Below are 23,499 nucleotides of genomic sequence, written 5' to 3' on the forward strand. Positions count from 1 at the left end.
GTCATGGCGGCGGCGATGGCATAGGTGCCGGCCTCGATGCGGTCGGCGATGACGCGGTGGGTGGCGCCGTGCAGTTTTTCGACGCCCTCGATGCGCAGCGTCGATCTGCCGATGCCTTCGATCTTCGCACCCATGGCAACGAGACATTTTGCGACGTCGCCGATTTCCGGTTCGCGGGCGGCGTTTTCGAGCACCGTCACGCCGTCTGCCAGCGTTGCCGCCATCATCAGCGTGTGAGTGGCGCCGACCGAGACGATGGGCGAGCGGATGACCGCGCCCTTGAGGCCGCCCGGCGCTTTCGCCAGCACATAGCCGTCGACGAGGTCGATCTCGGCGCCCATTTTCTGCAGGCCCTTGATATAGAGGTCGACCGGGCGCGCGCCGATGGCGCAGCCGCCCGGCAGCGAGACCCTGGCCTCGTGGCAGCGGGCGAGAAGCGGCCCGAGCACCCAGAAGCTGGCGCGGATCTGCGAGACGATTTCGTAAGGCGCGGTGGTGGATGTGATGTCGGCGACGCGGATCGTCATGACGTCGCCTGCCCCGCCCTCTTCGAGCGCGACGTCGCCGCCCAGCGCGTCGAGAAGCTTCGTCAGCGTGCGCACATCGGCGAGCCGCGGCATGTTCGACAGGCGCAGCGGCTCATCCGTGAGGAGGGCCGCCGTCATCAGAGGCAGAGCCGCGTTTTTGGCGCCGCTGACGGGGATCACGCCCTTGAGGCGGCGGCCGCCGCGAATGTGAATGGTGTCCATGAGCCAAGCGTCCGATCCGGTTTGCGCGCGTTATAAAGGAAAGGGGCCCCAAGTGTCACGCAAGGGGCCGCTCCACCGCCTTATCGGCGGATATTCGGGCCGTTTTCGGACGATTTCGCGGCTTATTTCGACTTTTTGGACCTGACCTTCGATTTGGCCGCGGGTTTGCCCTTGGGCTCGGGCTTGCTCTTTCCCACAGGCTTGCCCTTGGCGGCAGGCTTTGTGGCGCTCTTGCCCTTGGCCGCGGGTTTTGCCGCCGCCTTCGGCGCGGGCTTCTTCGGCTCGGGTTTTTTCGACTCCGCCTTCTTCGGTTCGGGCTTTTTCGGTTCGGGCTTTTTCGGTTCGGCTTTGGCCGCCGGCTTCGGCTCGGGTTTTTTCGGTTCGGCTTTGGCGGCGGGTTTGGGCTCGGGTCTTGCGGCCGGCGCGGCGGCGCTCGGGGCGGCGGGCTTCGGCGCTTCGGCGGCTGCCGGCGCATCGGCGGGAGCCCCGGACTTGCGGGCCTTGCCCTGCGCCTTGCGTTTCCGGAGGTTTTCGCGCAACGCCTCGGCGAGGCGGGCCTGACGGGCCCTCGCATCCAGCGTCTGGGCGGCGCGATCGGCGCCCTTGCCGCCGGGTTCGCGCGGATTGAAATGGCTTGTCGGGGGTTTTTTCATATCGGGCGCTTTCGCTGGCGTGGAGCCTGAAGGGCTTGAACGGCGGCGCGGACAACGCCGCCACAACAGGGATTTAGGGCGCTGAAAGCGGCGACGTCAACACGGGTCATGTCCAGGATGCTGGCTGCTTGCATGAGGGGGGGCCCTGTGGCACTTTCCGCGCGTTTTCGGGCGGCCGCTCATCCCTCTTTTACCATTCGGGGCGAGACTTCAGGCCGGTTCCCGCGCCGGCGCGGCCCGAACCCGGACGCTGTTGTAGCTCAGTGGTAGAGCACTCCCTTGGTAAGGGAGAGGTCGAGAGTTCAATCCTCTCCAACAGCACCATTTTCCTGCATTCGCACAGAAATCATGCGCCCGTGGCAGCTGAGGACGCGCGCGATCAATCAAATTCGAGAGATTCGGTTAGCAGAGCGTTGAGAGATGGCTGAGAGGCTGGGGGTGTTGCGTTTCATCCTCACAGCCCGGTGTCGGCCATGCGATCGGACCTTGCAGGCAAGTATATAGCGACCGCCACGGTTCTTCCCTTCGAGCAGAAGACGCGGCGAATGGCGCCGCCGCACAAAAGCCACCCATACCGCCGAAACCACGCGCGGCAACGCACGGCGCCCATGATCTCCGCCTATCGAAAGGTGCGCCACCAAATCCGCTTCATGCTGCTGCTTTGCGGCGCGCTCTTCGCCGCAGGTGCGTATCTTCAAACGCCTCGCGCCGTCCACACTCCGACCGACTTCAGCGTTCGCGCCAGCTCTTTCGTTCCCGCCGCTCCAGCGATCAGCGTTTATGACGGCGACACGATACGTATCGGCAAGGAGCGCATTCGACTTGTCGGTTTCGATACACCGGAACTGGGCGACAGGGCGCGATGTGCCCGAGAAGCGCAGGACGCAGCCCATGCACGCGATTTCCTGAGCACAGCAATCAATCGCGGCCAAGACGTTCGCATCGAGCGCGACGGCCTCGACCGATATGGCCGGACACTGGGGCGGCTCTATATCGACGGCGCCGACGCCTCCGCCCTCATGATCGATGCCGGTCACGGACGCAGCTATTCGGGTGGGTACCGCGCTGGCTGGTGTTGAAGCGGCGGACGCGCTGACGGGAGTTTCCCGGCCGGACGGAGAACACGGATCTTCCGGCGATGAACTTGTCGTGAGCGTATCCCGTTCGGCGCGTGTATGGGTTTTAATGCAGACCCCCTCACGCCCGAACATGGAGGCTACACATGGCCGAGACGCAAAACGACACCGGACTCGGAGCCGGCGATTTCAGCGGGCTTCGCGCCGTCTATCTGAACTGCACGCTGAAGCGCGCGGATCAACTCTCACACACCGAACTTCTGATGAGCACTTCGGCGGAGATCATGCGGAAGAACGGCGTGACCGTGGAGACCATCCGCCCCAGCGAACGCCGCATCGCCTTCGGCGTCTATCCGGACATGCGGGAGCATGGGTGGGAACATGACGAATGGCCGGAGATCTGGGGCACCGTCGGACAAGCGGACATATTGGTGATCGGCACGCCGATCTGGCTCGGCGAGGAATCGTCCGTGTGCAGACTGATCATCGAGCGGCTTTACGGCATGTCGGGCGAGCTGAACGACAAGGGCCAGTCGAGTTTCTACGGCAAGGTGGGCGGCACCGTGATTACCGGCAACGAGGACGGCATCAAGCATTGCGCGATGTCCATTCTCTACGCGCTCGGCCATCTCGGCTACACGATCCCGCCACAAGCGGATTGCGGCTGGATCGGCGAAGCCGGACCGGGCGCGAGCTATGGCGACGACGGCGCGGGTTTCGACAATGACTTCACGCAGCGCAACACCACGATCATGACGTGGAACCTGATGCATATGGCGCGGATGCTGAAACAGGCGGGCGGATTGCCGAATGAAGGCAATGACCGGCGCGCCTGGAAGGCGGGCTGCCGCTTCGATTTCGAGAACCCGGAACATCGCGCCTGAAGGTGCGGCCTAGGCGGCGGCGCCGAGGCTTGTATAGATCGCCTCGATCAGCGCGCGGTTGCGCGGGTTTTGCCAGCGCGGGCCCATGTCGTTGGTGACATAGGCGAAGGCGACGCCGGCTTTCGGATCGCAGAAGCCCAGCGAACCGCCGGCGCCGAAATGACCGAAGGCTTCATCGTTGGGTCCGAGGCGGCGTTCGGCCTGCGGCAGTTGAAAGCCAAGCGCGAAGCGGGATTCGCGCTCGAGGATGCGGTCGGGGCCGAAGGATTGCTCTTCGGTGGCGGCGGCAAGCATGGTGCGCGACAGGATTTCGACGCCGCCGATCGCGCCGCCATTGGCGAGCGCTGCGTAGACCCGTGCGATGCCGCGCGCCGTGCCGTGACCGTTGGTCGACGGAATTTCGGCGAGGCGCCATTCGGACCGGTTGACCCAGCCCGCGCCCGAAATGCCCGGCGGGTTCCAGTAGGTGTTCCATTTCATCAACGCGTCGTCCGGCAGTTCACCCGGTGGCCGTTCGGGCAATATGGACGGCCAGAGGAATTCAGCGCAGCGATGATGTTCCGCCGACGGAAGGCCGATATGGATGTCGGCGCCGAGCGGGCCGGCGATCTCCTCGCGCAACAAGGTGCCGACGGTTTTTCCGGAAGCGCGGCGCACCAGTTCGCCCGCCAGATAGCCATAGGTGTTGACGTGATAGCCATGCGCGGTGCCGGGCTCCCACCAGGGCCTTTGAGCTGCAAGGGCCGCCGTCATGCGCGGCCAGTCGAACATCGCGCCGTCGGGCAGCGGTTCGCGGATCGCCGGCAGGCCCGCCTGATGAGAGAGGATGTGGCGCAGCGTGACGCGGTCCTTGCCGTGGGCCGCGAATTCCGGCCAGAGACGTGCGACCGGCGCGTCGAGATCGATCAGGCCGCGCTCGACAAGACGCAGCGCAACCAGCGCGGTGAAGGCCTTGCCGACCGAGAAGAAATTGACCAGCGTGTCGCGCGCCCAGGGCGTTTCGCGCGCGGCATCGCGGTAGCCGCCCCAGAGATCGGCAACGAGGCGGCCCTCGACCATCAGCGCGACGGCGCCGCCCGGCTCGCCGCGCTCGGCGAAGTTCGCCGCGAAGGCCTCGCGCAAGGGCGCGAAGCGCGGGTCGCAGGTGCCGTCGACCGGGATCGCGTCCGTCACGGCGTCACCGCAAAAGCGTCAGCAGGCTGAGGCCCATCAGCGCCTGCCCGGCGTAGTAAGTCGTCCAGACGATCGGTCCGCGAAATGGAATCCTGCGGCCGAACTTGTCGGCAGCGATGACGCCGTCGGAAATCACGAAGAGCACGGCGCCGAGGCCGAGCCAGGGCTGGGCGGCGGGAATGGCGAGCGCCGCCAGCGCCATGAAGAGGATCGTCACCAGATAGACGGCGACGGGAAGCTGGCTGCTCCCAAGACTTGGCCGCAGCCAGAAGTAGAGCGCCAGCGCGCCAGCGCCAGTGAGCAGCGAGGCGGCATTGGCGACGAGGCCTTCGGGGCGGCTTGCCAGCGGAACCATGATCACCAGATAGAAGAGATGGGCGGCAAGGAAGGCGAGAAGACCTCGCTGGAAGTTGCGCGCATCGCCCTTCAGCGCCAGAAAGAAATCGCCGGCGCTCGACAGCAGAAAGGCCAACGCCAGCAACAGGAGCGGCAGCGCCGCCCCGCCGGGCAGCGCCAGAAGCGGCAGCGGCACCCACAATCCGATCGCCGCCGTCTTGAGACCTGTGCGCAAAACCGAGGGCGGGCGGCTCTCGATGGCGAGGTAACCGAGGGAGGCCGCCAGCGAGAGGATCACAAGGGCAATACGCAGGCCGTCGAGCCCGTCGCCCCGCATCAATATCGCTTCGAACATTTGCCCCCGCTCCCGTTTTTATCCGCCTATGATCGGCGCCTGTTTTTGTTCGCCCATGATCGGCGATGCCTGCGCTTCTTCACAAGGACCAAATATGACCGGCGGCGACCCACGCCTCATCGAGAGCCCGCAGAACCCGCGCGTGAAGCTCTGGACGGCACTTGCCGAGACGCGCGGCATCAAGAAGCATGGCGCCTTTCTGATGGCCGGACGCAAGACCGTGCCCGAGGCGCTGAAGCGGCATGCGGGCCATTTCAACGCGGTGCTGGCCTGCCGCGAAGCCGATATTGCCGCGCTGAAGCCGCTGGCCAGCCTTGAACGGTTCGTGTTGTCGAAAGCGCTGTTCGAGGCGCTCGACGTCAACGGCACGGGATTTCCGCTGCTGGTGGGCCGCGTGCCCGACATGGCGGCGGCGGATTTTTCGAAAGCACCCAAGGGGCTCGAGCTCGTCTGCGCGCTGGGCGACCCGGCCAATCTGGGCGCCGTGTTGCGCAGCGCGGCCGCCTTCGGCGCGAAACGCGTCGTGCTGATGGAAGCGGCCGCGCATCCGTTTCATCCGAAGGCGCTGCGGGCGGCGGCCAATGCGCAGTTCGAGCTGCAATTTCTGAAAGGCCCCGGCTGGGCCGCGCTGAACGACGCCAAAGGTGCCGTGGCGGCGCTGGATGGCGGCGGCGAGGATATTGGCGACTACAAATGGCCGCGCGACATCAGGCTGGTGCTGGGCGAGGAGGGGCTTGGCCTGCCGGCCGGCCTGAAGGCGCGGCGGCTGTCGATCCCGACCACGGGAGCGGTCGAATCGCTCAATGCAACGGTCGCGGCGAGCCTTGCCATGCAGGCGCATTTCTCGGCGATGCGCAAAGGCTGATCCCGGAAGGTGATCCGGGGGCACGCGGAGCCCGTAGCAAGAGGGTGAGAGCCGGAACGAGACCGGCATGACACCCTCGAAAGGCCCCTCGGTTGTGACATCGCCTGTCCTGAAAGTTGCGGCTCTCACATTATTGTTGCTTGTCCCCGGCCTCGGCGCGGGCGCGGCGCTGCCGGCATCTTCCCCCGATCCGGCCCAGGCCCCCGCGCTGGCGTTCCGCGTCGAGCGCGGGGGAACGCCCATCGGCACGCATCGCATTTCCTTTACGCAGGAAGGCGATGCGCTGATCGTCGACATTGAGATCAACCTTGCCGTCACATTCGGGCCGCTGACGCTGTTCCATTACGAACACCGCAACCGCGAAGTCTGGCGCGGCGGGAAGCTCGTTTCGCTCGATACGGAGACAGACGATGACGGCCACAAATACACGGTAAGCGCGCGGGCGAGCGACGGCGGGCTCGCCGTCACAAGTTCGGCGCATGGTAGCCTCACCGCGCCGGCCGACATCATCCCGACCAGCTACTGGAACCCGGCGACGGTGACGCAGATGCAGCTTCTCGACACGCAAGCCGGACGGATCGTCGATGTGACAGTGACGCCCGTGGCGACGCGCGAGGTTGCGGTGGACGGCGCCGCGGTGACGGCGCGGGAGTACGAGATGGCCGGCGACCTGAAACTTCGCCTGCTCTATTCATTGCAGAACGAATGGCTCAACGTCGCCTTCGTCGCACGGGGCGAGGAGGTCGACTATACGGTCGAGCGGCTCGACCGGGCACTGGTGCAAAGGGTTGCATCGCGATGAGCGGACCGATCAAGGACGTCGTGTGGATCACCGGTGCGAGCTCCGGCATCGGGCGGGCGCTGGCGCTCAGGATGGCGCGCGGCGGCTACCGCGTGGCGGCGACGGCGCGGCGCGCGGACGAGCTTGAGGCGCTGGCGCGCGAAGCGGACGGACTTGTGGTGCCGGTCGTTGCCGACACGACCGACGCAGCGAGCCTGAAGGCGGCGGTTGCGCGCATCGAGGAGACGATGGGGCCTGTCGGCATCGCGGTGTTCTGCGCCGGCACTTATCAGGCGCTGATGGGTGCCGAACTGACGGCGGCAAAGGCGCGGCCGCTGTTCGAACTCAATTTCATGGGCACGGTCAATTCGCTCGAAGCGGTGCTGCCGGGCATGATGCGGCGCGGCGCGGGGCGGATCGCGATGGTGGCCTCGCTTGCCGGCTATTTCGGGCTGCCGACGTCGGCCGTCTATGGCGCGAGCAAGGCGGCGCTGATCAACATGGCCGAGGCACTTCGTCCCGATCTTACGCGGCACGGCATCGCGATGCAGATCGTCAATCCGGGTTTCGTCAAGACGCCGCTGACGGACAAGAACGAATTTCCGATGCCGTTCCTGATGGAAGCGGGGGACGCGGCGGAGGCCTTTTATCGCGGGCTTCATTCCAGCCGCTTCGAGATCAGCTTTCCGCGGCGCTTCTCGCTGTTGCTGCGGCTGTTGCAGATGCTGCCCTACCGGCTGTCGCTGGCGCTGACGCGGCTGACCGTGCCGAAGGACAAGCCCGGCATCAACCGGTCCGTCTGATGCCTTCATAAGCCGCAAGCGCTCGGGCGCGGGCCTTCGCGTGATCGATCATCGGACGGGGATAGTTGCCGCCGAGCGCAACGCCTGCGTTCGTCAATGCTTCGGATGGCGCGGCCCAGGGCTTGTGAATGAAGCGCGCGTCGAGCCGCGCGAGTTCCGGCACATGAGCGCGGACATAGGCGCCGTCCACATCGAATTTCTCGCCCTGCAGCACCGGATTGAATATGCGGAAGTACGGCGCGGCATCGGCGCCGGAGCCCGCCACCCATTGCCAGCTCGCGCGATTGACCGCGAGGTCGGCATCGACCAGCGTGTCCTCGAACCACGCGGCGCCGCGCCGCCAGTCGATCAGCAGATGCTTGACCAGGAACGAGGCGGCGATCATGCGCACCCGATTGTGCATGAAGCCGGTTGTCCAGAGTTCGCGCATGCCGGCATCGACGATCGGATAGCCGGTCTCGCCACGCGTCCAGCGGCGGAAAGCTGCGTCGTCATTCATCCACGGGAAAGCATCGAATTCGCGTTTCCAGTTTTCCGTGGCGATCTCCGGCCAATGGAAAATCAGATGATGGGCGAAATCGCGCCAGCCGAGTTCGCGCATGAAGGCGGCGATGCCGGACGCGGCTTCGGGATGCGCGATGGCGGCGGCTTCGGCCGATGACCGTATCTGGCGAGGCGAGATTTCGCCCCAATGGAGATGGGGGGAGAGGCGCGAGGTCGCGTCGACGGCGGGGAGGTTGCGCGCCTCGCCATAGGCGCGAACCGCGCCATCGAGAAATCCGGTCAGCCTGTTCGCCGCCGATTTTTCGCCGGGCGTCCAAGCGGCGCGCAGGCCCGCCGCCCAGTCGGGTTTCGCGGGACGCAGATTCCAGGTGTCGAGATTCTCGGAGGCGACGCCGGCGAGGCCGTTCAGCCGCTTCGGCGCGGGCAACGGTGCGGGCATGGGCGCGCGGGCCGAAAGTGCGCACCAGAAGGGCGTGAAGACCTTGAAAGGTGTGCCACCGCCGGTGCGGACTTCCCAAGGCTCGGCAAGGAGCGTGGCGGCGAAGCTTCCGACCTCGAAACCATCGGCGGCGAGCGCCGCCTTCAACGCCTTGTCGCGGGCGATGGCGGCCGGTTCGTAGAGGCGGTTCCAGTAAACGGCGCCGGCGCCCGCCTCGCGCGCGAGTCCGGGAATCAGACGCGCGGGGTCGCCGTGGCGCAGGACCAGCGGCGCGCCGAGACAGGCGAGACGTTCGGCGAGCGCCGCGAGGCTGCCGTGAAGCCACCAGGCCGAAGCGCCGCCGAGCGGCTCGGCCGGGTCGAGAATGAAGACCGGCGCGACCGCCGCGCCCCGCGCGACGGCGGCGGCTAGCGCCGGATTGTCGGCGATCCGCAGGTCGCGGCGGAACCAGATGATGGCGGGCGGGGAGCCGGATTTTGGGGGAGCCATGGATGAACGCCAAAACAGAAAGAATTACAGATAGATACGGCGCGACGGCGGCGGCGGATCAGCGGCCGGCCATGGTCCATCTGGATCATTCCACATCCGCGCCTATTTACGGTATTGTCTGTAACGAACCGGTCTTTCGGGAGGAAGCCGGCGGCACCTTGAGGAGGCCTGCGCCATGACGACACGCGTTTCGACCGACATCACCAAGGACAGCGCCTACAACGCCGTCGCGCCCGACGATTTCCCGGCGATGTTGGAAGTCGAGCGTTACGGCCAGCGCTCAACCGCGTTCGACAAGATCATTTCGGCGACCCATGACCATTTCTGGGATCCGCTCGACAAGAAGTATATCGACTTCTCCCAGCCCTTCGACATGAAGACGACGACCGTCGTGCCGATGGAATTCGTCCTCGAACTGCAGACGCCGATTGCCGATCGCCTGTCAGACGAACAGAAGATCGCGCTGTCGAACGAAAGCGCGCGCTGGATGCTGTCGTCGATCCTGCATGGCGAAGCCGGCGCGCTGGCGCTGTCGGCGAGCCTTTGCCACATATTGAAGGATCCGGGGGCGCAGGAATATGCCGCCAACCAGACGCGCGAAGAGGCCCGCCACGTGACCGGCTTTTCGAAATACATCCAGGCGCGCTGGGGCTCACCGCTGCCGGTGGGGCCGACGCTCGGCAATCTACTGACCGAAATGGTCAACGCGCCGGAGGTCTACAAGAAGATCGTCGGCATGCAGATGCTGGTGGAAGGTCTCGCGATGGGCGCCTTCGCCTCGCTCTATTCCTATTCGCACGATCCGGTGCTCAGGCATCTCTGCCAACTCGTGATGACCGACGAGGCATTCCATCACAAGTTCGGCAAGATCTGGGCCGACCGCACCGTGCCGCATCTCACCGAGCCCGAGCGCAACACCATCGAGGACTGGGCGGCGGAATGTTTCCAGACGCTGCTCTTCAACCTCGCCAATCCGGAACAGAAGAAGGTCATTTATGCGCAGTTCGACCTCGACTGGGAGGAAGTGCTGCATGAAGTCGTCAAGAGCCGCACCGACGACAAGCGGCGCAAGGCAATGTCGAACCAGACCAATATCTTCCGAGTGCTGATCAAGACGCTGCTGAAGGCCGGCATCATCACCGACCGCACCAAGGCCTTCTATGCCACTTACGTGGACATGGACGAGTTGCGGCGCGAGGGTGACGAGATGGTGGGCGACGCGATTGCCGAGGACGGCATCGAATATCTGAAGCGGATCAATTTTTCCGGCGCGCGGGAGAAGGTAAGCGCGGCGGAATAGTCAGTCCGTCCGGGCGACGGGAAGAACGAAGCGTTCGCCCTCGCCGCCGATAAGCGCGCGGATGCGGTAGACCTCTTCGAGATTGGCGGGCGTCAGGGCTTCATCCGGGCGCCCGTCGGCTTTCACGGCCCCTTCATCGAGCAACACCAGCCGGTCGCAATAGCGCGCGGCAAGCGAGAGATCGTGCAGGACGGCGATCACGGTGCGGCCGCGATCCACATAGCGCCGCAGCACATCCATGATGCCGAGCTGGTGATAGGGATCGAGCGAGGCGACCGGCTCGTCGACCAGCAGGAGCTCCGCCTCGACCGCCAGCGCGCGCGCGAGCAGCACGCGGGCGCGCTCGCCGCCCGAGAGCGTCAGCACATCGCGGCCACGGAAATTTTCGACATCGGCAAGCGCCATGGCGCGCGCGATGGCGGCTTCATCGGCGGGCGCGGGCTGGCGGAAGGGCGCGAGATGCGGCAACCGGCCGAGCGCAACGAGACGCGAAACCTCGAGCGGCCAGTGACTGCCCGCTCCTTGCGCGAGATAGGCGATGGCTCTGGCGCGGGTCCGCGGCGGCATGGCGGCGACCGGTACATCGTCGAGTTCAATCCGGCCCTCATGCGGGATCAGGGCCGCGACGGCGCGCACCAGTGTCGTCTTGCCGGCGCCGTTGGGACCGATCAGACCGATAAAGGCGCCGCCCGGTACCTCCAGCGAGACATCGCGGATGACGCGTGTCTGCCCTAGGGCCGCGTGTACATGGGAAAGGGAGAGACGCATCAGGGAGCCTCCCGTCGCGTTTTCAGGATCAGCCAGAGAAAGAACGGCGCGCCGATGAGCGCGGTGACAACGCCGAGCTTCGGCTCGGGGCCGCCGGTCGGCAGGCGTACGAGGAGATCGGCGGCAAGGACCAGGGCCGCGCCGGCCAGCGCACTTGGAAGAAGCAGCGATGCCGGCCGGGGCCCGACCAGCGCGCGCATCAGATGCGGCACGACAAGGCCGACAAAGCCGATGACGCCGGTGACGGAAACGGCGGCGCCGACGGCAAGGCCCGTGCCCGCTATCGCACGCAGCGTAACCGAGCGGCGCGAGAAGCCGAGCGTCGCGGCCGTGTCCTCGCCGAGCGACAGCGCATCGAGCGCGCGCATCGTGGAGGCGACGAGAAGCCAGCCGACGAACATGAAAGGCAGCACGAACCAGACCTGCACCATGCTGCGATCGGTCAGCGAACCCAGCATCCAGAAAACGATTTCGAGCGCCGCATAGGGGCTGGGCGAAAGATTGAGCGCCAGCGAAGTCAGCGCGCCGGTGAAAGCGGAGATGGCGACGCCGGCAAGGATGATGGTGACGATGGAAGGATTGCGGCCGGCGAGCAGATAGAGCGTCGTCAGCGCCGCGAGCGCTCCGAGAACGCCGCCGACTGGCACGAACATGGCCGAGCCCACCGCGACGCCGAAATAGAAAACGAGAACCGCACCGAGCGCGGCACCGCCGGACGCGCCGATGAGACCGGGCTCTGCAAGCGGGTTGCGCAGCAGGCCCTGAAGGCCTGCCCCGGTGAGGCCGAGCGTCGCGCCGACCAGGAGGCCGAGCAGCGCCCGCGGCAGGCGCACTTCCGTCAGAACCAGCCAGGCAAGCTCCCGGTCGATCTCGGCCATGGTACGAAACTTTTCATGCAGCAATTCGCCACCACGGCCGACATAGATCGACGCCGCGAAGAGGATGAGCACCAGCGCGGCGAGACCGAGGCTGACAATCCACGAGTTCAGGGGACGGGCGGTCAATGCATTGTCTCCGCTGCCAGCATGTCGTCATGAGCGGCGGCGAGGCGGGCGGCGATGCCGGTAACGAAGCGGGTGCTGCAGTTCCAGTCCCGGGCCGGAAGAGCAACCTCATATGCGTAGCGCTCGCGGTAGAGACGGAGGGCGGGATGCTGCAGCAGGGCGCTCGCCTGCGAAGGCTGACCGGGGCGGTAAATACCGATCGCCACAAGTTCCGGGCGCATCGCGATCACATCCTCGATGCCCGGATAGACGAGGCCGAAAGGATTGTCTTCCGCGATCACGTTGCGGAAACCGGTGTGGGACACGATCCGCCCGAGAATGCTGTTGGGCGCAACCGCACCGCCGAGATCCTGATAGAGAATGGCTGTCGGGGCGCGCTCGCCGGAACGCCGCGCCGCGGCCATCTCCGCATCGAAGCGCGCGATGAGCGCGCTCCCTTCTGCCTCCCGGCCGAGCGCGGCGGCAACCGTTTCGATGTTGTCGCGAATATCGGCGAAGGTGCGGGCGTCCTTCACCGTCACGACGGGAATGCCGATACGGCGGAGAAGATCGAGCGTGAAGGGGGAGGTGTAGCGATGCGCCAGCACGAGATCGGGCGCAAAGGGCAGAATGTCCTCGATGCGGCCGTCATTGGGCGGCACCTCCTGAAGAAGATGCGCGACAGCCGAATCATGCGGATCGCGGCCGAGGCGGAAGACCGATTTCAATGTGCCCGGCGCGGCGAGATCGGCGGCCAGAATGTCGGAACAGAGATTGATCGAGACGACGCGCCGGGGCGCGAGGGGCGGCACGTCGGCGGCGCGCGCGGCGACATCCGCCGAAAGGCAGGCGAGAAAGGCCAGAACGCCGATTGAAATCCGTCTCATATTTCCGCCTGGGATGCCGGGGCGGGCGGAGTGTAGACGCTGAGCCCGAAGGGGCAAAGAGCCGAAAAGTCATCTGTTTTTCGACGAAAAATGCTCTACCTTCGCGCAAAATGAAAACATCGCCGGGACAGGGAACCGCCATGCTGACGCTTTACCATTGCAACGGCGCACGTTCGATGCGCTCGCTCTGGCTGCTTTACGAGATGGGGATCGAGTTCGAGCTGAAGGAACTTCCCTTCAGCATGGAGGGCCTGAGGACGCCGGAATATCTGGCGATCTCGCCTCTGGGGCGCGTGCCCTGCCTTGTCGATGACGGCGTTTCCGTTTTCGAGTCGGGTGCCATCACGCAATATCTCGGCGAGCATTACGACCCGGACGGCAAGCTTCACCGGCCTGTGGGGCATGCCGAGCGCACCGAATGGCTGATCTGGCTGCATTTTGCCGAGACCATGGCGGTGCATGGCGCGAGCCTGGTGCAGCAGAAGGTTTTCATTGCGAAGGAAGAACGCTCGCCGGTGGTGCAGAAGCTCGAATCGCGGCGGCTCGAAAAGGCATTGGAGGTTGTCGACAGACATCTGGCGGATCGCGACCACTTGCTGAAGAGCGGGTTCAGCGCGGTCGACACCAATGTCGGTTACAGCGTGCACCTGGCCAAGGGATTCGTGCCGCTCGATCCCTTCCCGAATGTCGTTGCCTATTACGAGCGGATTTCAACGCGTCCGGCCTTCGCAAAGGCGGCCGCGAGCGTGCCGCTCAAGGAGCAGGCGCCGAAATCGGCGTGAGTTCGTCCATCGCGCGCTTCGGCCGGCGATCCTCCGTAAAGAGACCCCACCAGGCCTCCTCCGGATGCTGGCCGGGTACGGGGTGGAAATCGTGGACACGCCACGGCGCGTCGAAAGCTGCGAACCAGGCGAAAGCACGATCGCGCATGGGCGGCATCGCCTTCGCCATTTCCTTGTAGAACGCCGCCTGTTTGCGTTCATCGAACTGTTTTTCGGCAGGGCCGGTCGGTACACCCGTCTCCTTCACGAGGATGGGGCCGCAGAAGGTTTCGTCCGCGAGGCGAGACGTCACCTGCACGACGAAATCGGCCCAGTTGGCGGGCGGCGCGTCGGCGAACCAGGGTTCGAAGACCGGATGGACGTTGACGGCCAGAAAGTCGAGTTCGGCCAGCAACGGGCCTGCGTCCGGCTCAAGGAATGTGGCGAAGGGCTCGGTAACGGTCAGCGGGAGGGCCGGCGCGCGTTCGCGCATCTCTTCGACAGCGCGCTTCAGGTCCGCCCAGTTGCCGCGATTGCCGAAGACGATTTCATTGCCGAGCGAGATGCCGACGACGATATCGGGATGAGCCTGGCGCGCGGCCAGCGCGTTTCCGATTTCGATTTCGTCTTCCGTATCCCAGACACCCATGATGACGGCCTTGTAACCGAGCTCCTTCGCGATCGCCGGAATACGCTCCGCGCCGCTATGGGCGCCATAGGTGATGAGCCCGTCGAACCAGGGGCGCAATGCTTCGAGATCGGCGCGGATGCTGACCTCGCTTGCCTGCATGGGATTGCCGTCCCAGATTTTCAGCTCGGTCGGCTGATAGGCAACGAAGCGGCCTGTTTCCATCGCGTCGCGCAGTCGGTCGAGAGCCGGCACAGCCGCGTCCCGCGACGCGCAAACGGGCTCCGCGTGAGCGGAGAGAGCCCCGGCAAGGAGGAAGGCGACGGTGGAAACAAAGGCATTCAATGTGCGCATGGGCCAGAAGATAGGGCGGCGCACAAACGAAAACACCCCACACGCGGGAATTTCCCGCGCGCGGGGCGCTTTTTCGTCGCCTCAAAGAGGCGAAGAGAGCCTTAGACAGCTTCCTTCAGGTCCTTCGCGACGCGGAAGGCAACCTTCTTGGAGGCCTTGATCTTGATGGCTTCGCCGGTCGCCGGATTGCGGCCCATGCGGGCAGCGCGCTTGCGAACCTGGAGGATGCCGAGGCCCGTCAGGCGGACCTTGTTGCCCTTTTTCAGGTTCTTGACCGTCAGTTCGACGAAGTCGCCGAAAAGTTCGGTCGCAGCCTTCTTGGACATGCCGTGCTTTTCCGCGATCTCGGCAATCAGCTTCGACATCGGAACGGTCGGCGGTGTCGCCTTCTTGGCGGCGGCAGGAGCCTTTTTGGCAGCGGGTTTAGTGGCCATAATTTGAATTCCCTCGGATAAGTTCAGAACGATATTCACTGAGTCGGGCGATAACGCCAAGCGATAAGTTCATATTTGACGGGCATCGGAGCGAAAATGTGTTGATAACAGAGGCCCAAACACGCATCGCGCCCGATAAAGCCCCTCAATCGAAGGCTTCGTCCCATGTGCCGCGCGTCGAAGCCTTGGAATATTCGGTCGCGCGATTCTCGAAGAAGTTGGTGTGCTCGATGCCGTTCAGCATCTCGTCCATCCAGGGCAGCGGGTTCTTGTCCGTACGGTACATGGGCTGCAGGTTGAGCTGCACGAGACGGCGGTCGGCGATATAGCGGATATATCGCTTCACTTCCGAGGCCTCGAGGCCCTCGACGCCGCCCATTTCGAAGGCGAGGTCGATGAAGGCATCCTCGTGATGGATGATGGTTTCGCAGGCCTTGTAGATGTCGCGGCGCAGCTCCTCGTTCCATATCTCCGGGTTCTCGTCGACGAAGGTGCGGAAGAGCTTCACGATCGAATTGGTGTGCAGCGACTCGTCGCGGACCGACCAGGTGATGATCTGGCCCATGCCCTTCATCTTGTTGAAGCGCGGGAAGTTCATCAGGATGGCGAAGGAGGCGAAGAGCTGCACGCCTTCGGTGAAAGCACCGAAGACGGCCAGCGTTTTCGCGATGTCCGCTTTCGACCCCATGCCCCATTCGCGCATATAGTCGAATTTGTCCTTCATTTCCTTGTATTTCATGAAGGCTTCGTATTCGGCCTCGGGAATGCCGATCGTGTCGAGCAGATGACTGTAGGCGGAGATGTGGACCGTCTCCATGTTGGAGAAGGCGCTGAGCATCATGGCCACTTCGGTCGGCTTGAAGATGCCCGAATAATGCTTCATGTAGCAGTTGTTCACCTCGACATCCGCCTGCACGAAGAAGCGGAAGATTTGCGTCAGCAGGTTGCGCTCGCCGGGGGTCAGCTTCTTCGCCCAGTCCTTCACGTCGTCGGCCAGCGGCACCTCTTCCGGCAGCCAGTGAATGCGCTGCTGCGTCAGCCATGCGTCATAGGCCCAGGGGTAGCGGAAGGGCTTGTAGACGAGACGTTCTTCGAGGAGGGACATGGGGGTTCTCGTTGCCGAATGGGTTAGAGACACGAATGGCCCGGTTTGACACCGGGCCATGCTGTTAACGCGCTACTGACAGGCGAGGCATTCTTCGTAGTCGTTGGACTGCGCTTCCGCCGCCACCTGATCGAGCGTCAGCACGTCGAGTTTCTTGGCCGGCACCAGCGAAACGACTTCGGCCCTTTCGGCGCGCTGGATCGACAGCGAGCGGCAGTAGTAGAGGCTCTTCACGCCCTGCTTCCAGGCCAGAATATGGAGTTTGTTGAGGTCGCGCTTGTGGACATCGGCGGCCAGGAAGAGGTTCACCGACTGCGCCTGGTCGATCAGCGGCGCGCGATCGCCCGCATGCTCGACAACCCAACGCTGGTCGAGCTCGAAGGCGGTCTTGAAAACGTCCTTCTCCTCGTCCGAGAGGAAGTCGAGATGCTGCACCGAGCCGCCACTCGTCACAATGGAGGACCAGGTGTCGTCGTCGTTGCGGCCCTTCTGTTCCAGCAGTTTCGTCAGGTGACGGTTGCGGACGTTGAAGGAGCCCGACAGCGTCTTGTGCGTGAAACTGTTGGCCGCGATGGGTTCGATGCCCGGCGAAGTGCCGCCGGTGATGATCGAGATGGACGCGGTGGGCGCAATCGCCGTCTTGTTGGAGAAGCGTTCGTTGAATCCGTATTCGGCGGCATCCGGGCAGGCGCCGCGCTCATCTGCGAGCTTTTTCGAAGCGGCGTCGACGCCTTCCTTGATACGGGTGAACATGCGCTTGTTCCAGACCTTCGCCATCACGCCCTCGAAGGGGATCATGTTGGCCTGCAGGTAGGAGTGGAAGCCCATGACGCCGAGGCCGACCGAGCGCTCGCGCATGGCGGCGTATTTGGCGCGGGCCATTTCGCCGGGCGCGCGGTCGATGAAATCCTGCAGCACATTGTCGAGGAAGCGCATCACGTCCTCGATGATGGTCGGATGGTCCTGCCATTCGTTGTAGGTTTCGAGATTGAGCGAGGAGAGACAGCAAACCGCCGTGCGCTGCTCGCCATGCTGGTCGATACCGGTCGGGAGCGTGATCTCGGCGCAGAGGTTCGACGTTTTCACCTCGAGGCCGGCGAGCTTGTGGTGCTCGGGCCGCGCGTTGTTCACCGTGTCCTTGTAGATGATGTAGGGCTCGCCGGTTTCGATGCGCGAGGTGAGAAGGCGGATCCAGAGCGAACGGGCGGAGACGGTCTTCTGGACGGTCTTGTCCTTGGGGCTCCTGAGATCCCATTCGGCGTCGGCTTCGACGGCGCGCATGAAGGCGTCCGACACGAGTATGCCGTGATGGAGATTGAGCGCCTTGCGGTTCGGGTCGCCGCCGGTGGGACGGCGCATTTCCATGAATTCCTCGATCTCGGGATGATCGATCGGCAGATAGACCGCCGCCGAGCCGCGGCGCAACGACCCCTGGCTGATCGCCAGCGTCAGCGAATCCATGACGCGGATGAAGGGGATGATTCCGCTCGTCTTGCCATTGCCGCCGACCGTCTCGCCGATGGAACGGAGATTGCCCCAATAGGAGCCGATGCCGCCGCCCTTGGCCGCCAGCCAGACATTCTCGTTCCAGAGGCCGACAATGCCGTCGAGGCTGTCGGAGGCTTCGTTGAGGAAGCAGGAAATCGGCAGGCCGCGCTGCGTGCCGCCATTCGACAGGACGGGCGTCGCGGGCATGAACCAGAGCTTCGAGATGTAATCGTAGAGGCGCTGGGCATGACCTTCATCGCCCTTGTCGGCATAGAAGGAGGCCACGCGGGCGAACATGTCCTGATAGGACTCGCCCGGCATCAGATAGCGGTCGCGCAACGTCGCCTTGCCGAATTCCGTCAGCAGCGCGTCGCGCCCGTGATCGACCTTCACACGCGGGCGGCCATCCATCTGGACGGCCTGAAACTGATCGCCGAACTGCATTTCCGGCTCGGCCTGAGCCCGTGAGCCGCCGCGCACGCGGCTGACCCGCCCCTCACCCGTAATAATGGCCGACAGGCCGGCCTCGACCTCACTCATATCCACCGCTTTCGATGTGTCGTTCAGCATTCTGGTCCCCCGATTTGCCCTTGTCGGCCGCACCCGACAGGCACAAAGTCACCGCTCCGGCGGCTGGATAAACCATCGCCGTCTCCCTGCCCCATACAGCGGACAGAACTCAACAGGTTCATGATGGCGCCGCCGCCTCGGTTCGATCCCCTAATGGGCGGAGCGCGTCCAGATATAGTAGCCCGCGCTGCCGCGAGGTCAATCCGTAGTATGAGCTACGCAGCAAAAAAATGGTAAACGGCGCCGGGCCGGGGTGGCGGCCGGGGAAATTTCCGTTGCATATTCAATGAGTTGATTCCGCCCATCCCCATTCAAGGACAAAGTCCCATGCCCGACGCGACGCCTGAAGCGATGAGCCGCCGGACGCTCTATCCCGAGATCGAGCCCTACCGGACCGGCACGCTGAAAGTGTCCGATTTGCACAGCATCTATTTCGAGGAATGCGGCAATCCGAAGGGCAAACCTGTGGTCATCGTCCATGGCGGGCCAGGCGGCGGCTCCAACCCGACGATGCGGCGCACGCACAATCCGGACGCCTACCGAATCATTCTTTTCGACCAGCGCGGCTGCGGAAAGTCGGTGCCGCATGCCGAGCTTCGCGAGAACACGACATGGGATCTCGTGGCCGACATGGAGCGGCTTCGCGAGCATCTCGGTATCGAGCGCTGGCAGCTCTGCGGCGGCTCATGGGGTTCCACGCTGGCACTTGCCTATGCCGAAACGCATCCGGCCCAGGTCACCGAAATCATCCTGCGCGGCATTTTCACGCTCAGGCCGCGCGAACTCCACTGGTTCTATCAGGAGGGGACGGACGCCCTCTTCCCCGACGCCTGGGAGGAATTCGTCGCACCGATCCCGGAGGCCGAGCGCAGCGATCTGATGACCGCCTATTACAAGCGGCTCACCGGCGACAACGAGGCCGAGAAGCTTGCCTGCGCGCGGGCCTGGAGCATCTGGGAGGGAACGACGCTGTCGCTCTATTCCGATCCCGAGCGGGTGAAGCGCTTCGCCGACGGCCACTTCGCCCTCGCCTTCGCGCGGATCGAATGCCACTACTTCATGAACCGGGGCTTTTTCGAGCCGCAGGACCAGTTGATCCGCGACGCGGGGCGGCTCGCCGGCATTCCCGGCGTCATCGCACAGGGACGCTACGATGTCGTGACGCCAATGTTCACCGCGTGGGAACTCTCCAAGGCGTGGCCGGGGGTCGAACTCAACATCGTGCCCGATGCCGGCCATACGGCGACCGAGCCCGGCATCGTCGATGTGATGGTGCGGGCGAGCGACCGCTTTGCGACGGTAAAGGGCTGACACGCCACCCATGCACATTCTCTATCTCGTCAACGCGCTCGATTCCGGGCCCGGCGTGCTGCTGGAAGAGGCGGCGCAGGCAGACGCCGAAGCGACGCTGATCCATGCGCCGGAGGCGCGGGATCTTGTGAGTGGCGAGATCCGCGATGTCCCGGGTGATGCGGAAGGGTTTGACGGACTCGTCATACTGGGCGGCGTCATGGGCGTCTATGAAGACGATCGCCATCCTTTCATCGAGAAGACGCGACGGCTGTTGCGCGTCTTTCACGACGAAGAAAAGCCGGTGATGGGTGTGTGTTTCGGCGCGCAAACGGTCGCCAGCGCCTTTGGCGCGCCGGTCTACCCGATGAAGGAAAAGCTCGACACGCATGAGGAATGGGGCTTCCTGCCACAGACATGGCTCGACACGGCAGCGGCGGACCCGATGTTGAAGGACGCGCCGCAGGGTCTTTCGATCATGCAATGGCATGGCGATACATTCGACATGCCCGACGGCGCCGTGCCGCTTTCGACGCGCGCCAGCTGCCCCAATCAGGCGTTTCGCATCGGCACGCGCACCTACGGGTTCCAGTTTCACCTCGAGATGACGCGTGAGGGGCTCGACGGCTGGAGCGGCTTTCGCGCCAGGGCCTTGAAGAAGCCGCTCGCCGAAATCGAGGCGCTGATCGAGCCGCAGATCGCGGCGCATCTCGGCGCGCAGGAAGAATTCGCGCGCCGCACGATGCGGCGCTGGATGGCGCTTGCCGGCTGACCCTCAGAAATTCACGCGCCGCGAAATCGCGCCGTCGACCACGAGATTGGTGCCGGTGGTGAAGGACGAGGCCGGGCTCGCGACAAACACGGTGGCGTTGGCTATGTCCTGCGGCGTCGCCATGCGGCCTGTCGGATTGCGTTCCATCGCCTGCTTGAACGTATCGGGCATGTGCTGCTCGATCATGTCCCAGACGCCACCCTTGAAATAGACCGTGCCGGGCGAGATCGTGTTGACGCGCACATGCGCGCCGGCGTGCTGGCGGGCGAGCCCCTTGGCATGATGAATCTGCGCCGCCTTCAACGCGCCGTAAGAATTGGCGCCATCGCTTTCGGCCGCCGAGATCGACGAAATAAACGTGGCCGAAGCATCGCCCGATTTCTTCGCCGCTTCGGTGAGGAAGGGCAACGCTGCCTCGAAGGCGTTGACCGCGCCGAGCACGTCGATCTCGAAGCAGGCGCGCCAGGACTTCTCGTCGTTGCCGTTCTGAAGCGCGCTGGCATTGGCGACCAGAATGTCGAGACCGCCCAGCGCCTTCGCCGTGTCGGCGATCCATGCCTTCAGCGCCGCGCCATCGGCGATATCGGCCGTACCGCCCAGCGCCTTGACGCCCGATTTCGAAAGCGCGGCCACCGCCTCCTTCACTTGGTCGGCATTGCGGGCGCAAATGGCGACGTCGCAGCCTTCCGCCGCCAGCGTTTCGGCGATGGCGCGGCCAATGCCGCGCGTGCCGCCCGTGACGATCGCCTTCTTGCCTTTCAGACCGAGATCCATGACGCGCTTCTCCCTGTGTTTTCGCTATGAGCAATTTCGTTGCCGGCACTCTAGCGGGCACGGCGCGGCGGTCCAAGGGCTCCGTGCTCAGGAGCGGCCCGTATCGGCAAGGAACTGCTCGCGCAGGAAGCGCAGCATTTCGAGGAACCGCGCGCGCAGCGTCGTCAGGGTGGTTTCGCGCGGCGGCGGATCGAGGTCGAGGCCGACCTGATGCACCGAGCCGTCGTGCACCTGCATCGCGATCAGCTCGACACCGCCGACACGCGTTCGCGCGCCCTCCTTGATCTCCTTGCCGAGGCGGGAGCGCATGAATTCCTCCAGCGTCAGCGGCCGCTCCTCGGGCTCGAAGGCCAGACCATAGATGTCGGCAATGGAGGCCGCGCCGGCGCTCGCCTCCAGCACGAAATCCACCATGCCGGCTTCCTTGGCCTTGGCGCGCGACTTGCGGACACCGAACAGGCGGTCGAGCGTCGCGATCGCGTCCGAGGGCGCCAACATCATCACCACGTCGCCGGGCTTGACACCATCGCCGAGGCTTTCTGTGCGGACGACACCGTCGCGCATGACCGAAATGACCGTGGTGCCAGCCGGCAGTAACAGTCGCGTCATCTGCCTGAGCGCCAGAATGCTCATCGGATCGACCGTATAGGCGATAACGCTCTTGCCCTTGCCTGCCGGCAAGTCGAGTTCGACGCGGCGGCGCGGCGCGGCGCGTGGCGGCAGTTCGACATCGGCAAGACGCGCGGCCCAGGACACGGTCCAGCCCTGCAACACCAGCGAGGCCAGCACGATCACGTAAACGACGCTGAACAGCGTGTAGGCGCCTTCGACACCTGAAAGGACCGGGATCGTGCCGAGAAAGATCGGCACGGCACCGCGCAAACCGACCCACGAGACAAAGGCGGTTTCGCGCGTCGTGAAGCGATAAGGCCAAAGGCAAAGGGCAACCGCGATGGGCCGTGCGACGACGATCAGCACCAGCGCGACGCCGATCGCCGGCAGCAACACCGGCAGAAGCGCCGAAGGCGTCACCAGCAGACCCATCATCAGGAACATGCCGATCTGGGCGAGCCAGGCCACGCCGTCGGAAAAGCGGGCGATCTCGCTGGTCGCGCGGTGCGGATTGTTGCCGAGCGTGAAGCCGACCAGATAGACGGCGAGGAAGCCGCTGGCGCCCAGGCTTTGCGTCAGCGCGAAGACGAGCAGCGCCAGCGCGCCGGCGAGGATCGGGTAAAGGCCGGCCGAAAGCTCCAGCCGGTTGACGGCGCGCAACACAAAGGCGCCGCCCAGCAAACCGAAGCCGATGCCGCCGATCATCTGCCAGAGAAAGTCCCAGATGAGGTCGAACACCGACTCCCAGCTGCCGATGGACTGGCCATGAACGATGATCGCGACCAGCGCCAGCGTGAGGAAGATGGCCATCGGGTCGTTGACACCCGATTCGACTTCGAGAGTGGCGGCGACGCGGGGTTTGAGCCGCAGCCCGCGCAAATGCAGCAGGAAGAACACGGCGGCTGCGTCGGTCGAGCCGACAATGGCGCCAAGCAGCATCGCCTCGGCCCAGCCGAAGCCGAACAGGAACTTCGCCGCGAGGCCGGTGATGGCTGCGGTGATGACGACACCGGCAGTCGCCAGCAGCACCGACGGACCGAAAGCGCGGGTCAGCGCATCTCGGCTCGTCCGCAGCCCGCCATCGAAGAGGATCAGTGCCAGCGCGAAGGAGCCGACGAGATAGGCGACGCTGAAATCGTCGAAAACGATACCGCCGAGCCCGTCCTCGCCCGCCAGCATGCCGAAGGCGAGAAAAACCAGCAGCAAGGGTGCGCCGATGCGCGACGACAGAACGCCCGCAAAGATCGAAAACGTGATCAGCGCAGCGGAAACCAGGATGATCTGGTTGGCGAAGTCCATAACGACAAACCGGTGCTCATGCGGGTCCTGCCGGCTGCACGGGCATTGCGGCCAATCGGAGCAGAAATCCCTCGAATCGCGAAAAAGGCGCCTTGCTCAGTGTACAGCAAGGCGCCGCGATTCCGACACCAAACGCTGGATGAAGGGCGGCGGCTCAGCTTTTTGCGGCAGCATTTTTCTTGCGGGTCGCGGCGGCCTTCTTTGCCGAGGCCGATCGCGCGGCGGCGGGGCGTCTGGCGGCTGCGGCGCCGCCCTTGCGCCCACCCTTCCGGGCGGCAATCTTGGTGTCCTTTCTGCCGCGGCCGGAGCCCGATTTGTTGCCGCCGCCGGACTCCTTGTTGACGGTCGCCCAGGCGCGGCGCTCGGC

General features: G+C 64.7%; 24 protein-coding genes and 1 tRNA gene. 10 read left to right on the forward strand and 15 right to left on the reverse strand.

The features are described from left to right. On the reverse strand, positions 1-749 hold a 749-nt coding region (locus WEB61_RS09050), incomplete at its 3' end, for a UDP-N-acetylglucosamine 1-carboxyvinyltransferase (protein WP_368064014.1). Positions 750-871: 122 nt separating this feature from the next. Continuing rightward, the gene (locus WEB61_RS09055) at positions 872-1,402 is read right to left on the reverse strand and encodes a hypothetical protein (RefSeq protein WP_368064015.1); all 531 of its coding nucleotides are present in this window, start codon (positions 1,400-1,402) and stop codon (positions 872-874) included. Between the two features lie 249 nt (positions 1,403-1,651). Here WEB61_RS09055 and WEB61_RS09060 point away from each other — a divergent pair. The 3 genes from WEB61_RS09060 to WEB61_RS09070 all read left to right on the forward strand — a co-directional run bounded on the left by WEB61_RS09060 (position 1,652) and on the right by WEB61_RS09070 (position 3,362). After that, positions 1,652-1,726, forward strand: a tRNA-Thr gene (locus WEB61_RS09060). A 284-nt stretch (positions 1,727-2,010) separates the two neighbouring features. Next, positions 2,011-2,481 carry a thermonuclease family protein gene (locus tag WEB61_RS09065; protein WP_368064016.1) on the forward strand — a complete coding sequence of 157 codons (471 nt, stop codon included), beginning with the start codon at positions 2,011-2,013 and terminating at the stop codon, positions 2,479-2,481. 143 nt (positions 2,482-2,624) lie between these two features. Then, positions 2,625-3,362 (forward strand): flavodoxin family protein, encoded by a 738-nt coding sequence (locus tag WEB61_RS09070; RefSeq protein ID WP_368064017.1) that lies wholly within the window; start codon positions 2,625-2,627, stop codon positions 3,360-3,362. Positions 3,363-3,371: 9 nt separating this feature from the next. Here WEB61_RS09070 and WEB61_RS09075 read toward each other — a convergent pair whose 3' ends face one another. Next, a complete protein-coding gene (locus WEB61_RS09075; protein WP_368064018.1) occupies positions 3,372-4,535 on the reverse strand; it encodes a serine hydrolase domain-containing protein in 1,164 nt (387 codons plus the stop codon). Positions 4,536-4,539: 4 nt separating this feature from the next. After that, complete coding sequence (locus tag WEB61_RS09080; protein WP_368064019.1) at positions 4,540-5,226, reverse strand: lysoplasmalogenase family protein; 687 nt, start codon at positions 5,224-5,226, stop codon at positions 4,540-4,542. Between the two features lie 94 nt (positions 5,227-5,320). On the opposite strand from WEB61_RS09080, the gene WEB61_RS09085 reads away from it, so the two are divergent. The 3 genes from WEB61_RS09085 (at position 5,321) to WEB61_RS09095 (ending at position 7,675) form a co-directional block, all read left to right on the forward strand. Next, complete coding sequence (locus WEB61_RS09085; protein ID WP_368064020.1) at positions 5,321-6,091, forward strand: TrmH family RNA methyltransferase; 771 nt, start codon at positions 5,321-5,323, stop codon at positions 6,089-6,091. Positions 6,092-6,158: 67 nt separating this feature from the next. Continuing rightward, on the forward strand, positions 6,159-6,893 hold the full coding sequence (locus WEB61_RS09090; protein WP_368064021.1) for a DUF6134 family protein: 735 nt from the start codon (positions 6,159-6,161) through the stop codon (positions 6,891-6,893). After that, positions 6,890-7,675, forward strand: coding sequence for an SDR family NAD(P)-dependent oxidoreductase (locus WEB61_RS09095; RefSeq protein ID WP_368064022.1), 786 nt, complete (start codon positions 6,890-6,892; stop codon positions 7,673-7,675). Before WEB61_RS09090 ends, WEB61_RS09095 begins: the two co-directional genes overlap by 4 nt. Here the strand turns inward: WEB61_RS09095 and WEB61_RS09100 are convergent. Beyond that, entirely contained in the window at positions 7,659-9,107 is a 1,449-nt protein-coding gene (locus tag WEB61_RS09100) for a deoxyribodipyrimidine photo-lyase (RefSeq protein WP_368064023.1), read from the reverse strand. The two genes, WEB61_RS09095 and WEB61_RS09100, sit on opposite strands and share 17 nt — an antisense overlap. Before the next feature lie 175 nt (positions 9,108-9,282). Between WEB61_RS09100 and WEB61_RS09105 the strand changes: the two genes are divergently transcribed. Beyond that, positions 9,283-10,407 carry a diiron oxygenase gene (locus WEB61_RS09105; protein WP_368064024.1) on the forward strand — a complete coding sequence of 375 codons (1,125 nt, stop codon included), beginning with the start codon at positions 9,283-9,285 and terminating at the stop codon, positions 10,405-10,407. Here the strand turns inward: WEB61_RS09105 and WEB61_RS09110 are convergent, their stop codons facing one another. Genes WEB61_RS09110 through WEB61_RS09120 form a run of 3 tightly spaced genes read right to left on the reverse strand, consistent with a single transcriptional unit; the run spans position 10,408 to position 13,045 of the window. Then, a complete protein-coding gene (locus WEB61_RS09110; RefSeq protein ID WP_368064025.1) occupies positions 10,408-11,175 on the reverse strand; it encodes an ABC transporter ATP-binding protein in 768 nt (255 codons plus the stop codon). Beyond that, positions 11,175-12,179 (reverse strand): FecCD family ABC transporter permease, encoded by a 1,005-nt coding sequence (locus WEB61_RS09115; protein ID WP_368064026.1) that lies wholly within the window; start codon positions 12,177-12,179, stop codon positions 11,175-11,177. Before WEB61_RS09115 ends, WEB61_RS09110 begins: the two co-directional genes overlap by 1 nt. Then, entirely contained in the window at positions 12,176-13,045 is an 870-nt protein-coding gene (locus tag WEB61_RS09120; protein ID WP_368064027.1) for an ABC transporter substrate-binding protein, read from the reverse strand. The genes WEB61_RS09115 and WEB61_RS09120 overlap by 4 nt, the downstream gene beginning before the upstream one ends. 140 nt (positions 13,046-13,185) lie before the next feature. Between WEB61_RS09120 and WEB61_RS09125 the strand changes: the two genes are divergently transcribed. Beyond that, positions 13,186-13,827, forward strand: a complete 642-nt coding sequence (locus tag WEB61_RS09125) for a glutathione S-transferase family protein (RefSeq protein ID WP_368064028.1) — start codon at positions 13,186-13,188, stop codon at positions 13,825-13,827. Here the strand turns inward: WEB61_RS09125 and WEB61_RS09130 are convergent. The 4 genes from WEB61_RS09130 to WEB61_RS09145 form a co-directional block, all read right to left on the reverse strand. Further along, entirely contained in the window at positions 13,799-14,689 is an 891-nt protein-coding gene (locus tag WEB61_RS09130; RefSeq protein ID WP_368064029.1) for a hypothetical protein, read from the reverse strand. The genes WEB61_RS09125 and WEB61_RS09130 overlap by 29 nt on opposite strands. Positions 14,690-14,889: 200 nt before the next feature. Beyond that, positions 14,890-15,222 carry an HU family DNA-binding protein gene (locus tag WEB61_RS09135; RefSeq protein WP_368064030.1) on the reverse strand — a complete coding sequence of 111 codons (333 nt, stop codon included), beginning with the start codon at positions 15,220-15,222 and terminating at the stop codon, positions 14,890-14,892. 145 nt (positions 15,223-15,367) lie between these two features. Next, positions 15,368-16,327, reverse strand: coding sequence for a ribonucleotide-diphosphate reductase subunit beta (locus WEB61_RS09140; RefSeq protein WP_368064031.1), 960 nt, complete (start codon positions 16,325-16,327; stop codon positions 15,368-15,370). Between the two features lie 72 nt (positions 16,328-16,399). Further along, positions 16,400-18,385, reverse strand: coding sequence for a ribonucleoside-diphosphate reductase subunit alpha (locus WEB61_RS09145; RefSeq protein WP_368064032.1), 1,986 nt, complete (start codon positions 18,383-18,385; stop codon positions 16,400-16,402). A 351-nt stretch (positions 18,386-18,736) separates the two neighbouring features. Between WEB61_RS09145 and pip the strand changes: the two genes are divergently transcribed. Beyond that, a complete protein-coding gene (pip, locus tag WEB61_RS09150; protein WP_368064037.1) occupies positions 18,737-19,696 on the forward strand; it encodes a prolyl aminopeptidase in 960 nt (319 codons plus the stop codon). A 10-nt stretch (positions 19,697-19,706) separates the two neighbouring features. Then, positions 19,707-20,447, forward strand: coding sequence for a type 1 glutamine amidotransferase (locus WEB61_RS09155; RefSeq protein ID WP_368064033.1), 741 nt, complete (start codon positions 19,707-19,709; stop codon positions 20,445-20,447). 3 nt (positions 20,448-20,450) lie between these two features. Here WEB61_RS09155 and WEB61_RS09160 read toward each other — a convergent pair whose 3' ends face one another. The 3 genes from WEB61_RS09160 to WEB61_RS09170 form a co-directional block, all read right to left on the reverse strand. Beyond that, positions 20,451-21,221: an SDR family NAD(P)-dependent oxidoreductase gene (locus tag WEB61_RS09160; RefSeq protein WP_368064034.1), complete on the reverse strand. Its 771-nt coding sequence runs from the start codon at positions 21,219-21,221 to the stop codon at positions 20,451-20,453. 87 nt (positions 21,222-21,308) lie between these two features. Beyond that, positions 21,309-23,132, reverse strand: a complete 1,824-nt coding sequence (locus WEB61_RS09165; RefSeq protein WP_368064035.1) for a potassium/proton antiporter — start codon at positions 23,130-23,132, stop codon at positions 21,309-21,311. Positions 23,133-23,286: 154 nt separating this feature from the next. Then, the coding region (locus WEB61_RS09170) for a plasmid stabilization protein (RefSeq protein ID WP_368064036.1) at positions 23,287-23,499 on the reverse strand (213 nt) is incomplete at its 5' end.

The sequence above is a fragment of the Parvibaculum sp. genome (genome assembly GCF_040882025.1).
GTDB lineage: Bacteria > Pseudomonadota > Alphaproteobacteria > Parvibaculales > Parvibaculaceae > Parvibaculum.

Bases quoted from the DNA above. Each gene is read 5' to 3' on its own strand.
- WEB61_RS09055 (WP_368064015.1), bottom strand. From the start codon at position 1,402: ATGAAAAAACCCCCGACAAGCCATTTCAATCCGCGCGAACCCGGCGGC.
- WEB61_RS09065 (WP_368064016.1), top strand. From the start codon at position 2,011: ATGATCTCCGCCTATCGAAAGGTGCGCCACCAAATCCGCTTCATGCTG.
- WEB61_RS09070 (WP_368064017.1), top strand. From the start codon at position 2,625: ATGGCCGAGACGCAAAACGACACCGGACTCGGAGCCGGCGATTTCAGC.
- WEB61_RS09080 (WP_368064019.1), bottom strand. From the start codon at position 5,226: ATGTTCGAAGCGATATTGATGCGGGGCGACGGGCTCGACGGCCTGCGT.
- WEB61_RS09085 (WP_368064020.1), top strand. From the start codon at position 5,321: ATGACCGGCGGCGACCCACGCCTCATCGAGAGCCCGCAGAACCCGCGC.
- WEB61_RS09090 (WP_368064021.1), top strand. From the start codon at position 6,159: ATGACACCCTCGAAAGGCCCCTCGGTTGTGACATCGCCTGTCCTGAAA.
- WEB61_RS09095 (WP_368064022.1), top strand. From the start codon at position 6,890: ATGAGCGGACCGATCAAGGACGTCGTGTGGATCACCGGTGCGAGCTCC.
- WEB61_RS09100 (WP_368064023.1), bottom strand. From the start codon at position 9,107: ATGGCTCCCCCAAAATCCGGCTCCCCGCCCGCCATCATCTGGTTCCGC.
- WEB61_RS09105 (WP_368064024.1), top strand. From the start codon at position 9,283: ATGACGACACGCGTTTCGACCGACATCACCAAGGACAGCGCCTACAAC.
- WEB61_RS09110 (WP_368064025.1), bottom strand. From the start codon at position 11,175: ATGCGTCTCTCCCTTTCCCATGTACACGCGGCCCTAGGGCAGACACGC.
- WEB61_RS09120 (WP_368064027.1), bottom strand. From the start codon at position 13,045: ATGAGACGGATTTCAATCGGCGTTCTGGCCTTTCTCGCCTGCCTTTCG.
- WEB61_RS09125 (WP_368064028.1), top strand. From the start codon at position 13,186: ATGCTGACGCTTTACCATTGCAACGGCGCACGTTCGATGCGCTCGCTC.
- WEB61_RS09135 (WP_368064030.1), bottom strand. From the start codon at position 15,222: ATGGCCACTAAACCCGCTGCCAAAAAGGCTCCTGCCGCCGCCAAGAAG.
- WEB61_RS09140 (WP_368064031.1), bottom strand. From the start codon at position 16,327: ATGTCCCTCCTCGAAGAACGTCTCGTCTACAAGCCCTTCCGCTACCCC.
- WEB61_RS09145 (WP_368064032.1), bottom strand. From the start codon at position 18,385: ATGCTGAACGACACATCGAAAGCGGTGGATATGAGTGAGGTCGAGGCC.
- pip (WP_368064037.1), top strand. From the start codon at position 18,737: ATGAGCCGCCGGACGCTCTATCCCGAGATCGAGCCCTACCGGACCGGC.
- WEB61_RS09155 (WP_368064033.1), top strand. From the start codon at position 19,707: ATGCACATTCTCTATCTCGTCAACGCGCTCGATTCCGGGCCCGGCGTG.
- WEB61_RS09160 (WP_368064034.1), bottom strand. From the start codon at position 21,221: ATGGATCTCGGTCTGAAAGGCAAGAAGGCGATCGTCACGGGCGGCACG.
- WEB61_RS09165 (WP_368064035.1), bottom strand. From the start codon at position 23,132: ATGGACTTCGCCAACCAGATCATCCTGGTTTCCGCTGCGCTGATCACG.